Genomic DNA, 22,249 nt, shown 5'->3' on the forward strand with positions numbered 1-22,249 from the left:
CATTGGAGCTTTTCACAAATCAACATTATTGCTTAGATTTGTGCAACAAGAGCCGTGTGAGGGGAGACTTTCAAGCACGGTTCTGTGAGAGGCTTAGGGTGAAAATCCCTTTGCCTACTCGATGCCTAGACGTTGTAAACAATACCCGAAAAATGCCGAGAATTGAACTTCAAACTGTAATAAAGGCTGATAGAAATATCGTTTTTGACTTGTCGAGAAGTATTGATTTGCATAAAATATCGACCGAACAAACTAATGAAGAAGCAATCGCTGGAATAACAAGCGGATTAATTGGAATGAATGAAAGCGTAACTTGGCGAGCAAAACATTTCGGAATCTATCAAAAACTGACTTCCAAAATAACGGAATTTGACAGACCGAATTACTTTGCGGACGAAATGGTTAAAGGAACGTTTTCGGAATTTAAACACGAACATCATTTTGCGGAATCAAATGGCGGAACTTTGATGACTGACTTTTTTGATTATAAATCACCATTTGGAATTTTAGGAAAGTTAGCTGACAAACTCTTTCTCAAAAAACATATGACTGAATTACTAACTGAAAGAAACCGAATTGTAAAAGAGTTTGCGGAATCTGACAAATGGAAAGAAGTGATAAATGAATAAAGTACTGTTTACAGTCGAGTAGACGGCTCTTGCTAAAACAGCCAGAGTGCGCCTCTCACACCACCGTACATACGGGTCTCGTATACGGCGGTTCGTAAATCATCAAACCAAAGTGCTTTGCACTCTTGGTACTATCTTCTAATTTAAGCAGAGGCTACAACTAGTGCTCCTATGCGAATTTTGAAGAGAATTACGTTCAGCCCTTCCCTATTTGTGAGACCATCTGAGATATTGCCTCTGCTCGTTTCCTGTAAGTACAATGACTTCTGCTGACTTCTCCAATTAACCAATTCGTAATTTTCCCACTTCGCGTTCTCCAGTTGTTACTCTCGTATCGAAATCGAGATTATGACCACGGTTAATACTCGTTGTTTCCTGTTTTACTATTTCAAAAAAGCGTTCGTAATATTTAGCGGTATCGGGATCATTTACTTTCCCGAAAAACTGATAGGATAAATTACTTAGAATAGCACGACTCGCTTTATCCCCATACATAATATCATTCTGAATTTTATCCTGCATCACATAATCTGTGGCAATTTTATAACTCCTTGATGTTGCCGGAATCCGATGCATATTTAATAATCGAATAGTCGGCGCTTCTTCCATCATAAGAAATGAAGGATTACCATGGCGGACACTCATTTGTTTTGTGAATATGGCCGCATTAAGTGTCGTTAATTGCCATTTTGGCCAAATTACTATCAATTATGTGTAAAAAATTACACCTCTTATAAGCTTAAAGAAAAAAGGTGTAAAAATATAGAAAATAAAAGCTTGAATAAGAAAAGTTGAAAAATCACCTATTCACACAAATAACTGATTATTAGCTAAATATAAACAAATAAAGACATTTAAGAATCATTATTACTTACCAATACAATATGTAGTACAACCTTGTAAATAAGGGCTTTTAGCATATCAGGTGTAATCAAGGTGTAACACTTTGTTATCCTTTGTTTGATAATTTTATTCTAAAACTAAAGCATCTTCATCCAATTTCATTAATACCATATGCACCACTAAAAATGAAGTTGATAGCGCACTTATATATGTAAGCAACAACATGGTTAAATTAATTCAGTGTAAACCTTGGTAAAATACAAGTATTAAAGGGTAAGTATTAAGAAGGTTTACAAATAAAAAATGTGCTATTTTGAAGTCTATTATAATCTCTTTATCAATGAAACACACAAACATTATAACACTCGTTGTTTTTACAATTATATTATCTTCAAATCTATTTGCACAACAGAAAAAACAACCCAATGTGCTTTTTATAGCTGTTGATGATTTACGTGCAGAACTCGGATCTTATGGTTCTAAAATCGTTAAATCGCCTAATATTGATGCCTTAGCAGAAGTTGGGGTTCAATTTAATCGGGCTTATTGCCAGCAAGCTATTTGCGGTCCTTCACGTGCAAGTATCATGACGGGAGCACGACCAGAAACCATCAATGTTATCGATTTATTTCAGGATTTCCGAGCCAATCGTCCAGATATCGTTACGATTCCGCAGCATTTTAAAGACAACGGATACGAAACTGTTTACACCGGAAAAGTCTTTCATGGAGAATACACAGATGATGCCATGTCGTGGAGTCGTAAACCGACTTTAGCGAAACGTAGCCCTGATGCTCCAAAAACTGAAGGGGGTTATGCTTTGGTAGAGAATCAATATATGTATTTGAAAAACAAAATTGATTTAGAAAATAAATACGGAGAAAAAATGATCCGTGAAAATTGGTTAGCAAAAGGTCCTGACACAGAAATGGCAGATGTCCCTGACGATACCTACGATGATGGTCTTAACACGCTTACTGCGATTGCTACTTTAGACGAATTAGTTAAAACGGATAAACCCTGGTTTTTAGCTTTGGGGTTTAAAAAACCACACTTGGATTTTATTGCTCCAAAAAAATATTGGGATATGTATGATGAAAATGCCATTCCTATCGCTACACAAATTAACCCTCCAAAAAATGGTGCGTCTATGGGTTTATCACAATCTTTAGAAATTCGTGTAGGAGCAGATATGCCAAAAACCGGTGATTTTTCTCCAGAATTACAGCGTCATTTAATTCATGGCTATTATGCTTGTATAAGTTACATTGATGCGCAAGTTGGAAAAATGATAGAAGCTTTGAAAGAATCTGGAGAATATGATAATACCATTATTGTATTTTGGTCAGACCACGGATTTAATTTAGGTGAAATGGGTTATTGGGGTAAAGCAACAAATTATGAAATCGCTACTCGAGTACCTTTTATTATTTCTGCACCTGGTATAACAGATAAATTTGCTGGCTCACAATCCGATGCATTAGTGGAATTATTAGATATATTCCCTACTCTATGTGAATTAACAGGAACAGAGCAACCAGACCATTTAGAAGGAAATAGTATCGTACCCATTCTAAAAAAACCAACTTTGAATTCTAAAAAACCAGCCTTTAGTTTATTCCCTACTCCTGCGATGCGCGAATGGGCAGCTAGACCATTTACACCGCCTTTTAGAAATTCGTTTTTTCAACCTTTAATCATAGAAATTGAAGCAAATATTGAAGCCCAAATGGGAGATAAATGGGACAGAGAAACCTTTGAAGAGTTTGTTATGGGCTATGCTATGCGTACCGACGATTACCGCATCGTAATTTGGAAGGATAGAAGATATCCTGATGAAACGCCTTTATTTGTTGAATTGTACGACCATAATAATGATCCTGATGAAACCGTAAATATCGCAGCCCAAAACCCTGAATTAGTTAAGAGTTTAACAGCTACTTTCAATAAGGAATATCCTAAATCTTAAATTTAAGTATAGATATTTAATCATTTAAAACAATAATTCAAGGGACTTTCGAGTCCCTTTTTGCATATAAATCATCCCTTATAGCCTTCAAATACACAGGCTTATTTACGGAACTAAAACGCAATCTATGTCATGTTTCTATTCTAAAATTTGACGCATTACCATCGTCCAAACTAAGATAAATATTCCAACGCAGTAGACACCTGAAATAGATATAATTTACAATTGTATTTTTGTGCGCTCCTAGCACCTGATAGTCTTTAATCGCTAAAACAAAATGCTTTAAAGAATATAGACTGAACTACTAATAGTAGTCAAATCAAGGACAATTCTATTTCATCATCAATATGCATAAATAACATAAAAATGCGTTTTAAACAGCTATTTAAAACATTTATAATAGCATTAAAAGAACCACTTCTGTATGCATTTGAATCTGATAAATAGCCTTCACTTTTGTTATAACTGAATATAGTATTACAACCTCGCTATAAAACAAAAAAGAACCCGTATTAATTAAAACACGGGTTCCTGATGCAATAAATATATGAAATGTTATTTCCCTACTCCTAGAATAACAGTATCATTAGTTGTCTTTACCGTCTTTTCAAGGGTTTCACCATTACTCCAAACGACCTTTACTTTTACAGGTTTTTTACACGTACCTAAACCAAAATGGGCATAATTATTATGACTTAAAGAATAAGCCGCCCCAGTTTCTCCAACACGTTGTATTTGCGAATTATTACAAGACTTTACAGTAACTAAAGCGCCTAACGGACTCACGTTTCCTTTTTTAGAATTCCTAACTTCTACGGTTATAAATTTATTTGTATCTGTTTTTAAACCTTCATTTTTAAACAAATGCCATTTCCCCCGTTCATTACCAATCACAACGTCTACTTTTCCATCATTATTATAATCGAAAGTTTCTGTAGCCATTCCGATAGCTCCTAATTCAGGCGTTACAATATTATGTTTTAGTGATTTTTCGAAAGTAGAATCGCCATTATTTAAATACAAAGTCGATGTATTTTCATGAATCAAATCTCCCCTATTGATCACCAAAATATCTTGAAAACCATTATTATCAAAATCTGCAACCGATGCTTCTACCGTATGTTCTAGATCTTTTAAATTGGCTTTAGCTGTTACATCTTTAAAGGAACTACCTGTATTTTCTAATAAAATATCATCTAAACCTTCTGGATGATTGTATTTAGGATAATCCTTTACACCATGAACAATTCCTGTTGAAGGTGCAAATAGGAAACCAGCGATACGCCATTTATTATTTCCCACATAACCAATATACCATCCTTTTTTTTCTTTATAATTTGCATGATCAGGAAAACCTAAGGCATCACTAACAACCAGTTTAATGTCTTTACCTGAATGGGTTTCTGCAGGAAATTCATAATCGTAAGATGATTCTCCAATATAATAGGTATCGTTATTTGGCCATTGCGATTGGAAATTTTCCATATTTAAAACATCTCCAACCTCTAAATCTTCAAACTGAAATTCCCCACGTTTTGTAAAGAATCCGAATGTATTGGTATCTTGATCGAAATACGTTTCTCCTTTTTCAAATTCTAATCCTCTAGTAAAAAACAAATCAAAATCTCCATCGTTATCAAAATCTAATTCTACCACAGAAGTCACTTCATCAATTTCAGCTGGTAGTACCTTTTTGGTTACATCTTCAAAAGTAAACCCTTCTCCTCCTTGGTAAACAATTACATTACCATAACCATACATAATGATATCTGAAATATTATCGTCATTAAAATCGGTTACTAATACTTTTTGGCCATTCACTTTACTTAGTGGCAACATTGAATTTAAAACAAGCTCTCCATTGCCATTATTTTCATAGACATAATTTTCACTCTGTCCTTTTTTAGTTTCATCTGGAAACGCAAAATTTAAAAGATCTAAATCGCCATCATTATTCACATCTACAAACTTAACCGTACGACCGCGCATTAATGCTAAAGGGGTCTTAAAATCAGGTAACGGAACAAATTCTCTGTCTTTTGTAACGCGATACATTTTAGAATTTCTAGCATTTCCTCCAGAACCTCCACCTCTAGACATAACAACTTCTAGGTTGCCATCTTTATCGAAATCTCCAACAGAAATACCGTGTAAATCACCCATAATAATATCATGAGGTTTTGCAAATTTTCCATTATTATTCCAACACACTTGAACAGCATATCCGTGATCGTTAATAAGTAAATCTAAAAAGCCATCTTGATCTAAATCGGCCACTACTGGAGCGTCCCATTTTCTCAAATTCTTTTCCTGTCTTGGGAAATCGTTATAAACTTCGGTAAACTTAGTGGTTTGATTTGTTTGTCCAATAACAGATGCCACTGTGATAAGCATAGCACAAGCAGACATTTTTAAGTTACGTTCGTACTTTTTTAATAAAAAATATTTCATAATTAATATGTAATAAAAGGTGTGTTTAAGATCATACAATTACCAAAAAAATCATTAATTTTAATTGAGTCATACTATCTTTTACTATTACTATTTTACCTTATTTAAAAGTAAAATCATTTTTAGAACTTTTCCTCTAATTGAAAATCGTATTGGATTAAACTGAATTCATTTATTGAAAAAGCGTACTATCACGCAATTGTTCCCAGTTCGATTTATCCCAACCTATTGGAGAAGGGAAATCCGAAGATTCATTAAAATATTCCTTAGCCATCATTTTAACGATATCAGGAAATTGTTTCGCAATGTTTTTTGTTTCAGCCGGATCATTTTTTATGTTATACAGTTCCACAAGAGCTCCACGCCCATCCATATAATCATAATAAATTCCTTTTTCTAATTTACCAGTATAGCGTAGCAAATAATCACCTTTAATTATTACCCAGGCCGGAGGAGCAAATTCTTGCTCTGTTTTATGATTCATGGTAGATTTAGTTATTAAATATCCCCATCTAGTAGAATGTATACCAGCCCAAATTAAATGATCACGAATTGGTTCTTCTTGTTTTCCCTTTAGAAGAGGTAGAAGGCTTTTACCATCTATATTATCAGGCAATTGTAAGCCAGCCGCATCAATAGCTGTGGGCAATATATCCATTGCAGAAACTAATTGTTCTGAACGCTTTGACTTGGATATCCCTTTAGGCCAATACATAAACATTGGGACCTTAAAACCTCCTTGATAATAGTTGCCTTTTGTTCCTGAGAAAGGCGTATTACCAGGAAGTGGGGATCCCGATTTGAAACCATCATAAGAACCGCCTGCCATAGCTCCATTATCTGAAGTAAAAATAATAATCGTATTATCAAGTTCATTTTTGGACTTCAGATAATCTACAATTCGTTTTACATTCGTATCTACAGCATTTATATGTGCGTAAAAATTATTCAGTGTATATGAATCGGAATTAAACTTATTATAATACTTATCAGGAGCTTTAGGTTCTATAGAATCGTGAACAGCATGATAATGCAAATCCACATAGAAGGGTTTGTCGCTTTCAATAGACTCTTTAATAAAGGTCAATGCTTTGTCCGTAAAAACATCTGTATTATAACCTTTCTGTTTTTCAGCATGTTCAAAATTTTCCCAAACAAGATTAGAATTATAGTATTGACTGGCCCAATAATTATAACCAAAATAATAGTCAAAACCGTTGTTTATAGGATTTTGTTCGTCTACGACAGAGCCCATATAACCACTTTCAACCATTTGGTCATATACTTCTGGCTGCTCCTCTTCTAAAAGATAATGATTCATATTTTCCTCTAAACCATTTTTTCGAAGAATACTATTTAAAATTTCTTCATTTCTTTTTCCTATATGCCATTTCCCAATATGAGCGGTTCTATAACCATTCTTTTGTAATATTTCTGGCAGAAGTGTTCCTGGTATAAACCCTCCATTATCAATGTCTTCTATAGTATACATGCCATATCTATTTTGATTGGTACCAGTCATTATACCAATACGGGATGGAGCGCAAAGATTGCTAGAAGTATGTGCATTAGTAAAAATCACACCCTCATTTGCCAGAGTGGACAGCTCTGGAATTGCTGTTTTTGAGAATTCTAGTGATTTATCTAAGGAATACCCTTGTAAGCTGTCTACTAAATGAACAAAATAAGGATCAAAATCTTCTGTCGTAATTGTGTCGTTATTAATACCAAATTGTCCGTAACCCAGATCGTCCATTAATATAAACAAAACATTAGGCTTCTTTTCTTTAGGCTCGGAACAACTGTAGATTAGAACAAATAGTACTAAATATTTAAATGTTTTTTTAGAAAATAGTGTTCTCATGGTTATAATTCTTGAATAAACCGGTCTGCTTTATAGTTTAAATTTATTTAATTTCAATAAGTAAAATTCCATTAGATTTCAACGTAAAATTAGAACCTAGTTTTTGACCTGTTAACATATCCGTAGCATTTATTGTTTCTCCATTTTTCATAGCAATTTTGAGGTCTGCTGAGTTTTTCCCAATGTTAAGAATATTCATTAAATAACCACCTTTAGAGTTTTTAACAACCCTCCAAGTACAGCCTTTATGTTCACTGCCATTTGATTCAGTTAAAATTACTTCTGGTTTACTATCTAAAATTTCGTCTAAGACTTTATTTTTAATTACATCTGGAGTAGAGTCTATATCAAGTAAAATAAGGTTGCCGTTACTTGCGTTAAGACTTAAATTCCTATCTTGACTATATTCATTTTTTGACAGACTTTCATTACTATCCATTATTACTGTTCCTCCTTGATCAAGGTAACTTTGAAGGGTATTGAATTCATTATCTGTTACGTATTCTGTTTTATAAACCAAAATTACATCCCAATTATTATTATCTTGTTTTTTAATAATATTTTCAGTGGCATAACCCATTGGAAAACCTTCGAAATAAAGAGCTTCGTACATAGGAAATTGCTGAGTCATGTGTAACTTTTTATTGATAGCAGATGTTTCTGAATAAAATAAACGTACAGGTCTTCTTTGTTTTCTAAAAGCAAATATTTCTTCTGAGAATGAATTTAAATCCATCATTACCTGAGTATATTCATTTGCTACATGCGGTTGCATATTTACAGAACCCGCAAAAGAACCTGCCAAAGCAGGATCGAAAAAATCCAATTCACCTTCTAATCTATCTTCTGGAGAGCCATCAGGATCTCTTGCCCAAAACCACGCTAGTTGCCCATCCATTCCTTGTAAAGTTGACAACCATGTTGTGCTTCTCACATAATCTGCCGAAATACCTAATTTTCGCCAATTTGATGCCGATAGATAATGAGATTCTGAATTGAAATGAATTTTATTTGGTGAAACAGACTCCATAAAATCATAAGCAACACTCATTTCTTCCCAGAAATATGCATAACGATCTTCCCATTCTTCTGGTTCCTGTTTTCTAATATCGTGTTCTCTTATTTTGGCATCATCACCAATCATAGATGTTAATTCAGTTAATGCCTCCATATCTATACCGTGTGAACGTGCATTTTCTGTAAACATATTTGGCATTATTTTGATACTAGTATCTGCTTCTGGATTTGTAATTCTTAATTGAGTTTGAAGAAAAGTAAACCAATCTATACTTCTATCCATATTATATCTACACCAGTCGTACCACATTGGAGTTCCTCTTTTAATACTGTCTATAGGAATTTCAATTTCTACAGTTTTAAAATTTTCGAATGAAGAATCCCAGTTTTTATTTAAATCATTGATTTTTCCATCATATTTAGCAGCTAACCACCCTCTAAAATTATTAAGTGTATAAGAAGATAATTTTGTCATTTCATTAAAACGACCTGTCCAATGGTTTTTTTCAGAAAACCAATGCGCTTCATTGGACAATACATATCCCATTTGAGTCACTTTTTTGCCTTTGGTCAATGTACCTGCTTTTTGTATTACATCGCTCCAAACTTGTCTTGCGGTTGGATTGTCAATATCAAAACCCGTAAAAAGGGAACGTCCATCTGCAAGCTCAGGGTCTTTTTTATGTGCCCAATCTGGCATACCCATATTCCAAAGAATCATAAATCCAACATTAGTATCTGGAATGTCTGTAATTAATTTCAGTTTTTCTTCATCGAAACTACCATCTTCATTTAAGATAAAAGGATTAATAGCTCGATCTTCATTGACCTCGTAAAGTGTGCTCCCACCGTGATATATAGCACCTAAATGATCGTTATAAACACTTGTATTAGTTAAAGGTTGCCCCACAGTTTTAGAAAAATAATCGTACAAAAAAACGGGTTTGTTATCACTAACATACATATCCTCTTCTACATTAATATTTTGCCAATTAACTTTAGAAACAGCTCTTCTTTTTAAGGTACCATTAAGTTCCTTTTCAAGATTCGTTATCCCTTTATTTAAGATCTCGATAACTTTTCTACGCTCAAAATCTGGAAGTTGTTGAGCGTATTTTGTCTTTTCACTTTCAAAAGGTTTATAGTAACCGAAAAGTTTTTCAATATCTTCAAAATGGGCTTCATCCCAATCAGCAAATTTCAGAAACTCTTTAGAAAACCACAGTGTTGTTTCTTCTCTTGTTACATCAATGGATTTTGATTTTGCTTCATCCATTAAACTCTCAAGTTTTTCAAATTTTTTTATTGCCTCAGCATTTAGTTGATTTTCTGGAGCACATGCAACAAATATGAAAATTAAAGAAATAATGCAATATATTTTATGAACAGTGGTGGTGCTATTTTTTATCATTTTATCTTAAACATTTTCACCAAACAATAGGCATGAATACAGTCATTTCTGCTTGCCCTCTATTGCTCCAAGCATAATAAGGAACCAGCTGTGTTTTATACGATTTAAAATTCGGTTTGGTAACCGTTTGATACATATCCTCTGTTTTACCTTCACGTAATAAAAGTTCTGCTTCTACAATAGTTACACCACCTAGAAAATCATCTTTATGAACTGCTTTTAAAGGCACATCTCCTTTTAAATACACATCTAAAATAGCGACGTCTTTTGGTAAATCCGGAGTTTCAATACAATATACTATTGGACCACGTTTAACAGCCACTTGGTTTCTAACCTCTTCAATACGGTCATGACCTTCAATTAAGGTCACTTCCATTGGCATATATAAAACAATTGTATCTCCTACTTTCCAAACTCTATTTATAGTAGCAAAAGTTCCAGGGTTTACTTCAACAGGAACAGCCTCTCCATTCACTTTTAAAGTACTACTAACAGCCCATTTTGGAATTCTTACTTTAATATCGAACGCAGAATCTTTACAAGCATCAACCGTAATTTTCACAACCCCTTTCCATGGATATTCCGTGTCTTGAGAAAGTTTTAAAGCTGAACCATCTAGCATTTTTGTATCTAAATTATTCCCACCAAATAATACTACGGCAACACCGTTTTCTGATAAATTATAAGCCCATCCTGAACTTTTACAAATGGTTCTTACTAAATTTGGTGGACAACAAAAACACTCTAAATAAGGTTGTCTAACAGGACTTTCTGTAACATCTGCATGGGAATCGTAATTTCTAGAATTGTTTACCATTCTTAACGGATTAGAATAGAAATAATCTTTTCCTTCAATACTAATTCCAGATAAACCACTGTTATATAAAACCAATTCGATAATATCTGCATATCTTGATTCGTCCTTAATAGCCATCATTCTGCTACTAAACATCGCGTTACACAAGTTTGCACAGGTTTCGTTATAGGCTGTCATATTTGGCATCATATACGCATCAATGAAACCTTCTTCTATCATATCTAAACTGGTTGAAGCACCATAATGTGCTTGTCCAACAGCTCCCGTAACATACATTTTTTTGCCCGTTACATTTTCCCATAAAGCATCTAAAGCATCAAGTAATGCCTGTTCTCCAGTTTCGGCATATACATCGGCAGCTCCTGCATAATAATACAATGCTAAAACGGCATGACCAACAGCTTCTTTCGATTCTCTAAAAGGTGTTCTTTCCTGAACCATATCTCCAATAGGATAGCCAACTGTAGTAGAATCGTGCTTTATTTCGAACGTTCCTCTTCTGTTAATAAACTTTTCTGCTAAATTTAAGTACTTCTTATCCCCTGTCGTTCTGTACAATTCTACCAAGCCCATAATTTGAGTTTGATTAAATCCAAAACGTTGATAATGCTTCGTATCTGGCATAAAATACGCGTATAATAAATCGGCCATTTTAACGGCTATATCTAATAAATTACGTTGTCCCGTAATACGATAGTGTACAGAACCTGCAATAAAAAGATGTCCGAAATTATACATTTCGTGATATTTTCTGTTCTCAAAACGGTCTACTCCTTCCGTAATTTGAACATGTGTATGAATGTAACCATCCGCCTCTTGAGCCCTTCCAATAACAGCAATATACTCATCTAGTTCTTTTAATAAAGACGCATCTTGAGTCAGTCCATACACATACATTTTAGCTTCCATAAATTTATAGAAGTCACCATCATGCCAATAAAATCCTTTATGCTCACCTTCCATTTCACCGGCTGCGATTTTAAAGTTATTTAATCCGTGGCCAATATCTCCACATAAAAGATCTCCCATATATGGAAGCATTTTATCTTCTGCCGTTTTTACTTTATCGGCCCAAAAACCTGAATTCCATTTACAATCACCGAAATTGATACTTTTAAGTTTTACAAATGGACTCTGAGAATTGTTTGTAATGGCATTATTATGAAAGTTAGTGCTCATAATTTATTTTTTAAAATGTAAGTATCTCCCTTACGTTAATGTTTTAGTTTGCTTTTTTAATCGTGATGTCGTCAATAAATAGTTTTGCTGCTCTATTTTTTGGCAAGTCGCTTTTATGAATTTCAATATGCATTTTATCGGTAACTGCCGAAGCTGATTTTCTTGAAACCTTAGCTTCTACAGTAACCCATTGGCGACGTGCTAATTTATCTAGATTAGGAAATACAACATCTATCTTCGGATCGTCAAAAACGATATGAATTTTATTAGCTACACGACCTTGGTCTAACCAAACTTTCATAGATAGAATAAAATCTCCAGCAGGTAATTTCAGCGCTCCTTCCGGTGTTATTGCTGAAACAATATCAGCATCTAATGTTTCATTTTTTCCATATCCTGAAAACTGTAAACTATTTACACCAGAGGCATAATCGCCTTCTACAATCGTTAAGTATTTTGAAGATACGTCGTCGAACAACCAGAATTTTTGGTAGTCGTTAGCATTCGAATCTTCTGGAACCATTTTTAATGGTCTAGGATTTTCTTCAAATAAAATAGGCCCTTCAAAACCATAAAATGCACGGTCTTTAGCTAATAAATTATCCGATGGTTTTTGCCAAACACGCATGTATTCAATTTCAAAATCTACTGGTAATTCTTCTTTGTGAGGTAAACCTAACCATTTAAATATTTCAGAATCTAACCACACTTCCATTGGATTGTTTAAAATCCAATCTAAGCCAACATCGTCTTGAGTAAAGTGGTGAACTTGTTTCCCATCTATAAAAAGTTTTAAGAAATCTTCTCCCCATTCTGCGCCGTAAACATGAAAATCGTCTGCTGTTCTAAACGGTAAATCTTCGGTATGTTGAAACACATTTGTTGGACGTGTTGCTGGCGGACTCCAATCGTGTGCCGTTGCTAAATATGAATCTTCTTTAATGTTCCCATTTTTATTCTTAGGGTTACCCATTAATTCGAATACATCCAACTCTTGTTCGTAACCTATAGCCCAAAAAGCCCCTGTAATTGCAGCATTTCCAACTTTAGATTTCACTTCCATATAACCGTTTAAAAATCGTTTTTTGGTAATCACACCTGCCGTTGTAATAGGTAACGGCTTACCGTCTATCATACCATATGCGGCTGCCCCCATATTCCCATCGGCATATTCTTCTTGAGCAAACGGATAATCAGGTTCCCATTGGGTTCTCAGTTTTAAAAGTCCATCTTCCACAATTACATTATGAGGTGCAAATTGTGAAGGCGCACGACCTTTCCAAATATAATAATCATTATTCTGACCTTCAATAAACCATTTGGTTGTATCTAATTTAGTCCCTTCAAATTCGTCACTAATCTCTTCATTTAACACCCAACCTTCTGTATTTTTTAAATCAGAAAACGGATAATACGGAGACTCTGGAATTTCAATTTTACTTTTTTCTTTTGAAGTTGTTGTTGATTTCTTTTGTGCTTCACAATTCAAACTAAATAAAGCTATTACACCTAACAATGGCACGAGTTTGTACACTTTTCTATATGTCATCTTTTTATTTTTTTAATTTTAATTGAATCTCTTCTATCGATAAGTTTTTAGTTTCCGGTAAGAATTTAAACAGGATTAATAACCCTATAAAAACAACCCCTCCATAGAATAAGAAAATCGTACTTGCTCCCATATTAGCCAATTGCCAAGGGAAAAACAATTGTGTTAGTGCGCTTATTGTACTTGAAATAAGTGCAAAAAACGGAATCGCAATACCTCTTAACGATATTGGGAAGATTTCGGAAAGTAATACCCACATTATTGGTCCTACAGAGAAGTGAAAAGCTGCTATAAAACTAAGAATTCCTATTAATATTAAAGTCGCATTAAGTACTGCCGATTTTTGCAAAAACACACTAGAATTATCTCTGGCAGAGATATCTCCCATAACGCCTTTTACAGCTTCTTTAAATTCTATATCTGTTGCGAATTGCGTGCCTACTAATACTGTTAATTTATTCACATTTGGTATATCTTGCATTTCTGAAATGGCTTCATTAGTCACTTCATATTTAGCCGAACCAAAACCATAGGCACAAATACCCAAACTTATAATTACCCAAATTAAACCTGAAATCATCATTGGGCGTCTTCCCATTTTATCGATTAAAACTAAAGATAATATGGTAAATATTACACTTGTTAGACCAATCCAAATGGCTTGTTCAAATGCTGCATTTTCACCCAAACCTAATTGCTCCATAACCGTTGGCGCATACGTTAAAACGGCATTTATACCTGTAGATTGCTGTACAATCGCCATTGTTAAAGCCACTATGGCTACAATACTCATTTTCTTACTAAAAATTTCTTTTAGCTGACTCCCTACAGAACGGTCTTGATTGCCTTGTGCAACACTTTCTTTCATTTCTGCAACATGTGCTTCTATTTCATGTTCTGGAATAACTTTGGTTAAGGTGCGTTTTGCTTCATCAAAAAATCCTTTATATACTAACCATGCAGGACTACGAGGTACAGTAAAAAGTAATATAAACCATACTAAGGCAGGTATAATTTCTATCCCTAACATCCATCTCCAAGTATATTCTCTCAAACCTAAAGTCGTTACCCATTGCGCATCAGAATTAGTAACTTGTAGCAACCAATAATTAATAAAATAGGCGGCAGTTAAACCAACTACAATATTTATTTGCGTCATAGACACTAATTTACCCCTCCATTTTGGTGGTGCGATTTCACCGATATACATCGCTGCTAACGTAATAGAACTAAACGCTAAACCACCTAAAAAACGGGCTGCAAATAATGTAATAAAAGAAGGTGCAAATGCAGAGCCTAAAGCTGAAATTAAATATAAAGCTGCTATAATTTTCAACGTAGCTTTACGTCCGTATTTATTACTAGACCAAGCCGCTAATGGCAATGCCACTAAAACACCTATCCCAGGACCGAAACCCAAAGACCCGACTTGCCATTCGTTAAGATTAAATTCTGCAGTAATAAATTTAAAAGCTCCAGAAATTAAAGCGGCATCTAAACCAAATACAAATCCACCCATAGCGACTATGGTAGAATATGTAAAGGCATTATTTTTATGTGAACCCATGTTTAGTTTAATTAGTTAGTGGTTTGTTTGTTTATACTCGTACTATTTAATTTTGGTTAGCCTTTTATTGGTAGCATCATCTCCTTTTCTACCAATTCTGGAGTTCTATAACGATCCATTCTATCGACATCATACTTTTCAAAATCTTGCTTTAACATCCACATTGGGCGTTCTAAGGTTAGTTCCCATGCAAACAATTGCTTATACATGGCTTTAACACGTTCTGGATATTTTGCAGCTAGATCGTCTAATTCTGAAATATCTTCAGGAATAAAATACAGTTCTGCTGGTCGATCTGCAAAGCGTATTAATTTCCAATCGCCATCTCTATAAACAGCACGTGCTTCCTTTTTCCAATATAATGATTCGTGAGGTCTAGCAGTATTTTCGCCTGTTATAAACGGTATTAAATTCACACCATCTACGTCTACTAAATCTTCAACATCTCCACCTCCCGCGGCATAAAATGTAGGTAATAAATCCATAGTACTAACAGGATAGCTATATGTTGTATTTTCCGTTAACACACTTGGCCAGCTTATTAAATAGGGCACACGAATTCCACCTTCTAAATGATTGGATTTTGTACCACTTAAAGGTAAGTTAAGTGATGCATTTTTATCTGTAGGTCCACCATTATCGTTAGAAAACACCACTATAGTATTGTCTTCTAATCCTAATTCTTTCAACTTAGCCAAAATCTTTCCACTTGCGCGATCTAAAGCTAAAGTCATCGCTGCAACTTCTTGACGTTTTCCTGTTAAATTTGGAAACTTTGCCAAATCTTCTTCTGTAGCATCCATTGGAGTATGCACCGCATTAAAAGCTAAGTAAATAAAGAATGGCTTATCTTTATTGCGTTCCATAAAATCGATAGCACTATCTGCTAATACATCTGTTACATAACCATCTGGCTCCACGTAGTTCCCGAAACCTCTTTCCATTTTATTATCGTCGTGTACATTATTAAAATTCTTGTAAGGAAAATAACTTCTTGCCCCTCCTCTAAATCCATAAAACTCGTCGAAACCTCTATTTAAAGGATGAAAACGATCTGCATCTCCCAAATGCCATTTACCATACATGGCGCTTGTGTAACCTAATTTTTTAAGATAATCGGCAATTGTAGCTTGGTCCAAAGGCAATCCCATATCGTCACCTAAATATTTTGAATTTGGACTCATATAACCTGGAACATTGATTTCCCCATAACCAAAACGTTGCTGATATTTACCAGTCATTAGTCCTGCTCTAGATGGTCCACAAGTCGCATCTGTAACATAGCCTTGAGTGAAACGTACGCCACTTTTCGCAAGTTTATCTAAGTTTGGCGTCTTCATGACATCACTGCCTTGAAAACCAAAATCTGCATAACCAGCATCATCTGAAAATAGAAAGATGATATTAGGTTGCTTTTGAGCATAAGTACATAACTGAAAACCAAGTACTAAAAGGGTTATTATTATTTTTCTCATTTTGAATAAATTATGTATATAGTATTAACTGCTTTTTATTATGTTTATAATTACAATGCATTTTTATTGCGAATTATGAAATTAAAACCGTTATACAAACAAAAGGAATTATACGAGCATATTCATAGTTAAATTTACCTCATCATTACTTTATTTTAACTCAAATTCTAATTTGAGTTTTAAATACGGGTAATATATGCACAAAAAAAAACCGATCTCTAAGAGACCGGTTTTAATAATTAAAACAAACTAACTATAAATGTGAACTAAAGTAACACCATTTATATTTTTTAATAGCCATCATTCTGAATTAAATTAGGCGCTTTTTCTATTTCTGAAGCTGGTATTGGTAAATAAAATTCATTTGGAAACCAAGGTCTAGTTAACACAGTTACTTCTTTAAAAGACACCGTACCATCTGTTGCTTTAGTCCACTTTAAGCCTTTCATATCAAAACCTAAATGATCTACATCCATCCAACGTCTATCATCAAAGAAGCTATGTCCTTCAAAAGCTAATTCAATACGTCTTTCTCTTTTTATGGCCTCGTACAACTCTTGTCCCGAAGCTGTTATTTCTGGTAAAAGTGCACGTTGTGCTACTTTATTTAAGTATAATCTACTTTCACCTTCATTCCCTAATTGAAACTGAGCTTCAGCATAATTTAAATACACCTCAGCCAAACGATATAAAATAAACGGACGTTGTGGTGAAATATCGGTAAGTTGATTTAAACTTTCGTCTTGAAATTTTCTTATATTATATCCTGTTTTAGAGGAATGTAATACATTTCCTAAACCTTCCGGAGAGTCTAAACCGTTTGGATAAACGTTTGGATCTTCAGATAAATAATATTGCACATCACGACCTCTAAACATCGCACCATTATAATTAAGATTTGCATAATATCTTAATTCTCTATTTGCATTAGGGTTGTTAGGATCGAACGTTCCACCATTTGTTGTAGATCCGTCTGCCATATTAAATTGTAAAGCAAAATTATGTGTTGGAGATGACAATGCCCAACCACCGTAACCACTAGGAGATTGTGTTTGATCTGGTAATGAATTTACATCTGTACCAAAATCATAATACATAGAACCATAAGGTCTTGCAAATAAAATATCATCATTAGGAGACAAGAATAACTTTTGATAACCTTCTGCATCGGTTACAGGAATTAAATTTCTTCCGCCTACCATATTTATTAAATTTAAAGCTGCATCTGAAGCATCCTGCCATTTACTAGCTATAGGATAGTCGAATAATGGACCGCTAGGAGCAACATTTGGGTCGTGAAGTTTACTCGCCGCATATAATAATGTTCTAGATTTTACAGCTGCTGCAGAAAGCACTGTTGCTCTACCAAAATCTCCGCTTGAACGGGTTTCTGGTAGTAACTCCATAGCTTGATTTAAATCGTTCACTATAAAATTAACACACTCTTCGTACGTATTTCTAGTTAAATTAAAATCATCGTTTAAGCCTAATGCGTGTTCCATTATTGGTACACCTCCGTAAAAATTAAGTAATTTGGCATATAAGTTTGCACGTAAAAATAGAACCTCGCCTTTAAGCATATTTACCTTATCAGGATCTACTTCCATAGCTCCGCTAGTATCAATATTATCTAAGAATTCATTGGTTAATCTAACATAGTCAAAATAATTTCCCCATTTTTCATTAAATATCCCTGCGTTATTTGCGTTCAAACCTGCTTGAAGTCTAAACAAATCTAGGTCGTTAAAATTAAATTTAGATTCGTAAGACGCATTCTCTATATTAAAGCGTCTAGACCACCATTGCTGTTTATTAAAACCCCAACTTTCTGTACTATTATACATGGTATATACTAATCGTTCTACTTGAGCTGGATCGTTATAAATAAGATCCTCGGCAAACGCATCAGACGATTCTGTATCTAATACATCCGAACAGCTTAAAGCCGTGAACAGTATACATAAAGCTGCTATATATATTATTTTTATATTTTTCATTTTATGATATTTTTTTATTAAAAACTTAAATTAAGACCTACACTAAAACTTGTTAATGAAGGGTATGTACTATTTCTAAAATTACTATATCCATCTGCTTCTGGATCTAACCCTCTTTTGTACACTTCTGATCCGAAAGTAAACAGATTGTAACCTCTTACAAACATTCTTAAATCGCCAATTCCAATTTCATCTTTAGACAAACTATAAGCCAATTCTAATTCTTTTAATCTTACAAAAGCAGCATCCATTAAATACACATCGGCTACTTCTAAGTTTTCTTCATCTCCACTTTGATTTCCACTATATTGATCACCTTGTGCAAAAGCTCTTGGATAGTCAGAGTTAGAATTCTCTGGTGTCCATCTTTCATTAAATATATAATCTGGTTTTGCTCCTGCCTGATCGAAGAATACTAATACCTTAGCTTTTGCTTGCCCTTGAAATAAGAAATTAAAGTTGAAATTTTTATATCCTATACCTCCATATACACCATATTGTATTTGTGGAACATTGGATGAATATGTTCTAATTCTATCATTAGCATCAATTTTACCATTACCATCTGTATCTAAGTAAATAGGTTCACCTGCAACAGTTCCGTCTTTTTTCACTAGTGTAGCATCGACTTCTGCCTGATCGTTAAAAATTCCGTCTGTAGGATATACAATATAAGAGTCTATGCTGTGTCCTTCTTGCTTTCTCCATTCAGGTACATTTTCAGCTTCGTCCATATAGACAACTTTGTTTTGTGCATTAGTAAAGTTAGCTCCTAAATTATAAGTTATGTCTCCAATTTGGTCATTCCAACTTAAATCAAATTCCCATCCCCAACTATTAACTTGTCCTAAATTCTCTTGTGGTAATGTAATACCCACCGCTTCAGGAATAGATGCATTTCTAGTTATTAAGATATCTTTTCTTTTTTGATAGAAGTAATTCGCATCGACACTTAATCTACTTTTAAACGTATAAAAATTAATACCGATGTTACTCATATCTGCTTTCTCCCAAGTAATATTTGGATTAGCTACATTATCTGGATTATAGCCATTATAACTTACTCCTGGAGATCCAAAAACATAAAAATTAGGTTGCGGAGTGTTTACAATACCACCGTAATCATAACGCGTTAAGAATTGAAAAGATGGGATTCTGTCATTCCCCATTAATGCCCAAGATGCTCTTAGTTTTAATTCGTCAATCCAAGTAACACTTTCCATAAATTCTTCGTTACCTATAGACCAAGACACAGCTGCTCCCGGGAAAGTTCCGAATTGATTTCCATCTCCAAAATTACTAGAACCATCATATCTTATGGTTAAATCTACATAGTAACGTTGTTTATAATTGTAAGATACAGAGCCAAAATAATTTAAACGTCCCCATTCTTGAGACGATCCAAAAGATTGTTGTCCGTCATCACTACCAGCAAATAACTCTGGATGATCATCTGAAGGGAATCCTCTTCGTTCTGCATAAAAATTGCGCTGATTAGAAGTTGTTTGTTCAATACCTACAAAAGTATTAAAGGAATGTGCATCATCAAAAGTATGGTTATAATACAATGTAGCATTCAACATTAACTCATCATACTTATAAAAACTCTCTCTTAATATTCTTGTATTTCCACGTTGAGAAAACCCCTGTTGTGCAACATATTCTGGATCTCCACCTTCTTGATAAGAATATACGGTCCATGGTGTGTACCAAGATTTTTCGTCGTTAGACATTTTTCTAACTCCAGCAAAACCAGTTAATCTTAATCCTTCGGTTAGGCTCTCAAGATTCCAGTCTAATGAAAATTTACCTCTTAAGTCATTATCATAACGTTGAACAAAACCTGTTTCACTACTAGACATTATATACGGATTTGCTCCGTTTTCTCCTCCCCATCCTGTTAAGCCGTTTGGATAGATCCCAACTTGTGTAGGTTCATTAGTATATATATGTTTATAAATATATGCATCATCTACACCTGGAGCATTATTTTCTCCAAAACGTCCAGATAGGTCTACTCCTAATTTTAATTTTTTATGCAATTTAATATCAAGATTAGAACGTATTTGATATTGTTCAAAACTTAAATCACCTGATTTATACATCCCTTCTTGAGACAAATAATCTCCACTTACAAAATAGGAAACATCTTCACCTCCTCCAGAAACAGAAAGCGTTGTTCTAGATTCCGGTGCAGTATCTGCAAATGTTAAATCTGCCCAATCTGTACTTGGATAGTTTATAGGATCGTTTCCGGATTCATAATTATTTATATCACTTTGTGAATACGGTAAATCTTGACCTTTTCTAGCTGCAATTTCATTTTCGTAAATCGCATATTGCGTAGAAGTCATTAAATTAGGAGTTGCAGAAAACGTAGACCAACTAAATTGTGTTGATAAATTAATTTTTGGTTTTCCTAGCCTTCCACGTTTTGTCGTTACTAAAATTACACCGTTGGCAGCACGTGCACCATAAATGGCTGCGGCACCATCCTTTAAAACGGATAATGATGCAATATCTGAAGGTGCTAAATGAGAAAACGATGCTGCAGGAACATTATCAATTAAGATTAATGGTTCATTATTATTTAAAGTAGACTTCCCTCTAATAAGAAGTGTTGTTGCATTCGATCCTGGTGCACCACCCCTATCACTTACAATTAAACCAGAGACTTTACCAGCAAGCGATTTATCTAAATCTTTACTCCCGGCTTGCTCTAAAACTTCTGTGCCTATAGTACTTATAGCTCCAGTAATATCACCCTTTTTCTTAGAGGTATAACCAACAATAATAACTTCTTCTAAACTTTGCTCGTCTTCAACCAATATAATATTAAATAATCCTTGCCCGTTAACAGGAATTTCTTGAGTGACATACCCCATAAACGAGAACACTAATACATCGCTACCATTAACATCATCTAGTGTAAAATTTCCATCAAAATCGGTTACCGTCCCTTTGGATGTTCCTTTTACCATAACATTTACACCTGGCAAAAACTGAGTTGCATCCTGAACTGCTCCTGAAACGGTTAGTGTCTGAGCAAGATTTTTTTTCTTTACGACTTTGTTAATTGACATTTTAATTACCTCATTATTTTCTACTGCCGCATAAGAGCTATAACTAACTGCTAAGCAACACATAGAAAACATTAAGCCCTTCTTAATTTTTTTAAAAACTAAGCCGTCTTGGATTAGACCCTTAGATTGCGTTTGTTGTTGTTTTAATTTTTTCATTAAAATTGATTTAGTTTATTTTGACTCCCTTGGTTAAAAGAGTAATTGTGTTAGACTATAATTTCTTAAACCGAATCTTGTTCTCTGGTTTTTAATTTTGATATATAATGAACAAGAAACTCAGACTTAATCTTTTGTCATTTTGAGAAAAAACAACTAATTGAAATAAGATATTCTTAATAATTATAATCTAACTGGAATGTTTTGATAAATTAACGACTATACAGCGATTAAATATTAAC

General features: G+C 34.1%; 11 protein-coding genes and 1 pseudogene. 2 read left to right on the forward strand and 10 right to left on the reverse strand.

Going from position 1 to position 22,249, the window contains the following annotated elements; genetic code table 11:
- Positions 1-152: 152 nt before the first annotated feature.
- Complete coding sequence (locus tag R6X41_RS04375) at positions 153-629, forward strand: SRPBCC family protein (RefSeq protein WP_318498255.1); 477 nt, start codon at positions 153-155, stop codon at positions 627-629.
- A 291-nt stretch (positions 630-920) separates the two neighbouring features.
- Here the strand turns inward: R6X41_RS04375 and R6X41_RS04380 are convergent.
- Positions 921-1,283, reverse strand: a pseudogene (locus tag R6X41_RS04380) (TraM recognition domain-containing protein); the annotation flags it as partial.
- 529 nt (positions 1,284-1,812) lie between these two features.
- Between R6X41_RS04380 and R6X41_RS04385 the strand changes: the two are divergent.
- Positions 1,813-3,441, forward strand: a complete 1,629-nt coding sequence (locus tag R6X41_RS04385) for a sulfatase (RefSeq protein ID WP_318497810.1) — start codon at positions 1,813-1,815, stop codon at positions 3,439-3,441.
- Between the two features lie 555 nt (positions 3,442-3,996).
- Here the strand turns inward: R6X41_RS04385 and R6X41_RS04390 are convergent.
- The 9 genes from R6X41_RS04390 to R6X41_RS04430 all read right to left on the reverse strand — a co-directional run bounded on the left by R6X41_RS04390 (position 3,997) and on the right by R6X41_RS04430 (position 22,007).
- Positions 3,997-5,892, reverse strand: a complete 1,896-nt coding sequence (locus tag R6X41_RS04390; RefSeq protein WP_318497812.1) for an FG-GAP repeat domain-containing protein — start codon at positions 5,890-5,892, stop codon at positions 3,997-3,999.
- Between the two features lie 172 nt (positions 5,893-6,064).
- Positions 6,065-7,756: a sulfatase family protein gene (locus R6X41_RS04395; protein ID WP_318497814.1), complete on the reverse strand. Its 1,692-nt coding sequence runs from the start codon at positions 7,754-7,756 to the stop codon at positions 6,065-6,067.
- Positions 7,757-7,799: 43 nt separating this feature from the next.
- On the reverse strand, positions 7,800-10,184 hold the full coding sequence (locus tag R6X41_RS04400; RefSeq protein WP_318497816.1) for a hypothetical protein: 2,385 nt from the start codon (positions 10,182-10,184) through the stop codon (positions 7,800-7,802).
- Between the two features lie 16 nt (positions 10,185-10,200).
- Positions 10,201-12,180, reverse strand: a complete 1,980-nt coding sequence (locus R6X41_RS04405; RefSeq protein ID WP_318497817.1) for a glycoside hydrolase family 127 protein — start codon at positions 12,178-12,180, stop codon at positions 10,201-10,203.
- Between the two features lie 43 nt (positions 12,181-12,223).
- The gene (locus R6X41_RS04410) at positions 12,224-13,729 is read right to left on the reverse strand and encodes a family 16 glycosylhydrolase (RefSeq protein ID WP_318497819.1); all 1,506 of its coding nucleotides are present in this window, start codon (positions 13,727-13,729) and stop codon (positions 12,224-12,226) included.
- 4 nt (positions 13,730-13,733) lie between these two features.
- The gene (locus R6X41_RS04415; protein ID WP_318497821.1) at positions 13,734-15,296 is read right to left on the reverse strand and encodes an MFS transporter; all 1,563 of its coding nucleotides are present in this window, start codon (positions 15,294-15,296) and stop codon (positions 13,734-13,736) included.
- A 56-nt stretch (positions 15,297-15,352) separates the two neighbouring features.
- The gene (locus tag R6X41_RS04420; RefSeq protein ID WP_318497823.1) at positions 15,353-16,771 is read right to left on the reverse strand and encodes a sulfatase; all 1,419 of its coding nucleotides are present in this window, start codon (positions 16,769-16,771) and stop codon (positions 15,353-15,355) included.
- A 290-nt stretch (positions 16,772-17,061) separates the two neighbouring features.
- Positions 17,062-18,768, reverse strand: coding sequence for a RagB/SusD family nutrient uptake outer membrane protein (locus R6X41_RS04425; RefSeq protein WP_318497825.1), 1,707 nt, complete (start codon positions 18,766-18,768; stop codon positions 17,062-17,064).
- Between the two features lie 17 nt (positions 18,769-18,785).
- Positions 18,786-22,007, reverse strand: a complete 3,222-nt coding sequence (locus R6X41_RS04430; RefSeq protein WP_318497827.1) for a SusC/RagA family TonB-linked outer membrane protein — start codon at positions 22,005-22,007, stop codon at positions 18,786-18,788.
- Between the last annotated feature and the right edge of the window lie 242 nt (positions 22,008-22,249).

This window comes from Formosa sejongensis (genome assembly GCF_033447105.1).
GTDB lineage: Bacteria > Bacteroidota > Bacteroidia > Flavobacteriales > Flavobacteriaceae > Formosa.

Coding starts and splice junctions, on each gene's coding strand:
- R6X41_RS04430 (WP_318497827.1), bottom strand. CDS start 22,007: ATGAAAAAATTAAAACAACAACAAACGCAATCTAAGGGTCTAATCCAA.
- R6X41_RS04420 (WP_318497823.1), bottom strand. CDS start 16,771: ATGAGAAAAATAATAATAACCCTTTTAGTACTTGGTTTTCAGTTATGT.
- R6X41_RS04410 (WP_318497819.1), bottom strand. CDS start 13,729: ATGACATATAGAAAAGTGTACAAACTCGTGCCATTGTTAGGTGTAATA.
- R6X41_RS04395 (WP_318497814.1), bottom strand. CDS start 7,756: ATGAGAACACTATTTTCTAAAAAAACATTTAAATATTTAGTACTATTT.
- R6X41_RS04405 (WP_318497817.1), bottom strand. CDS start 12,180: ATGAGCACTAACTTTCATAATAATGCCATTACAAACAATTCTCAGAGT.
- R6X41_RS04425 (WP_318497825.1), bottom strand. CDS start 18,768: ATGAAAAATATAAAAATAATATATATAGCAGCTTTATGTATACTGTTC.
- R6X41_RS04390 (WP_318497812.1), bottom strand. CDS start 5,892: ATGAAATATTTTTTATTAAAAAAGTACGAACGTAACTTAAAAATGTCT.
- R6X41_RS04385 (WP_318497810.1), top strand. CDS start 1,813: ATGAAACACACAAACATTATAACACTCGTTGTTTTTACAATTATATTA.
- R6X41_RS04375 (WP_318498255.1), top strand. CDS start 153: ATGCCGAGAATTGAACTTCAAACTGTAATAAAGGCTGATAGAAATATC.
- R6X41_RS04400 (WP_318497816.1), bottom strand. CDS start 10,184: ATGATAAAAAATAGCACCACCACTGTTCATAAAATATATTGCATTATT.
- R6X41_RS04415 (WP_318497821.1), bottom strand. CDS start 15,296: ATGGGTTCACATAAAAATAATGCCTTTACATATTCTACCATAGTCGCT.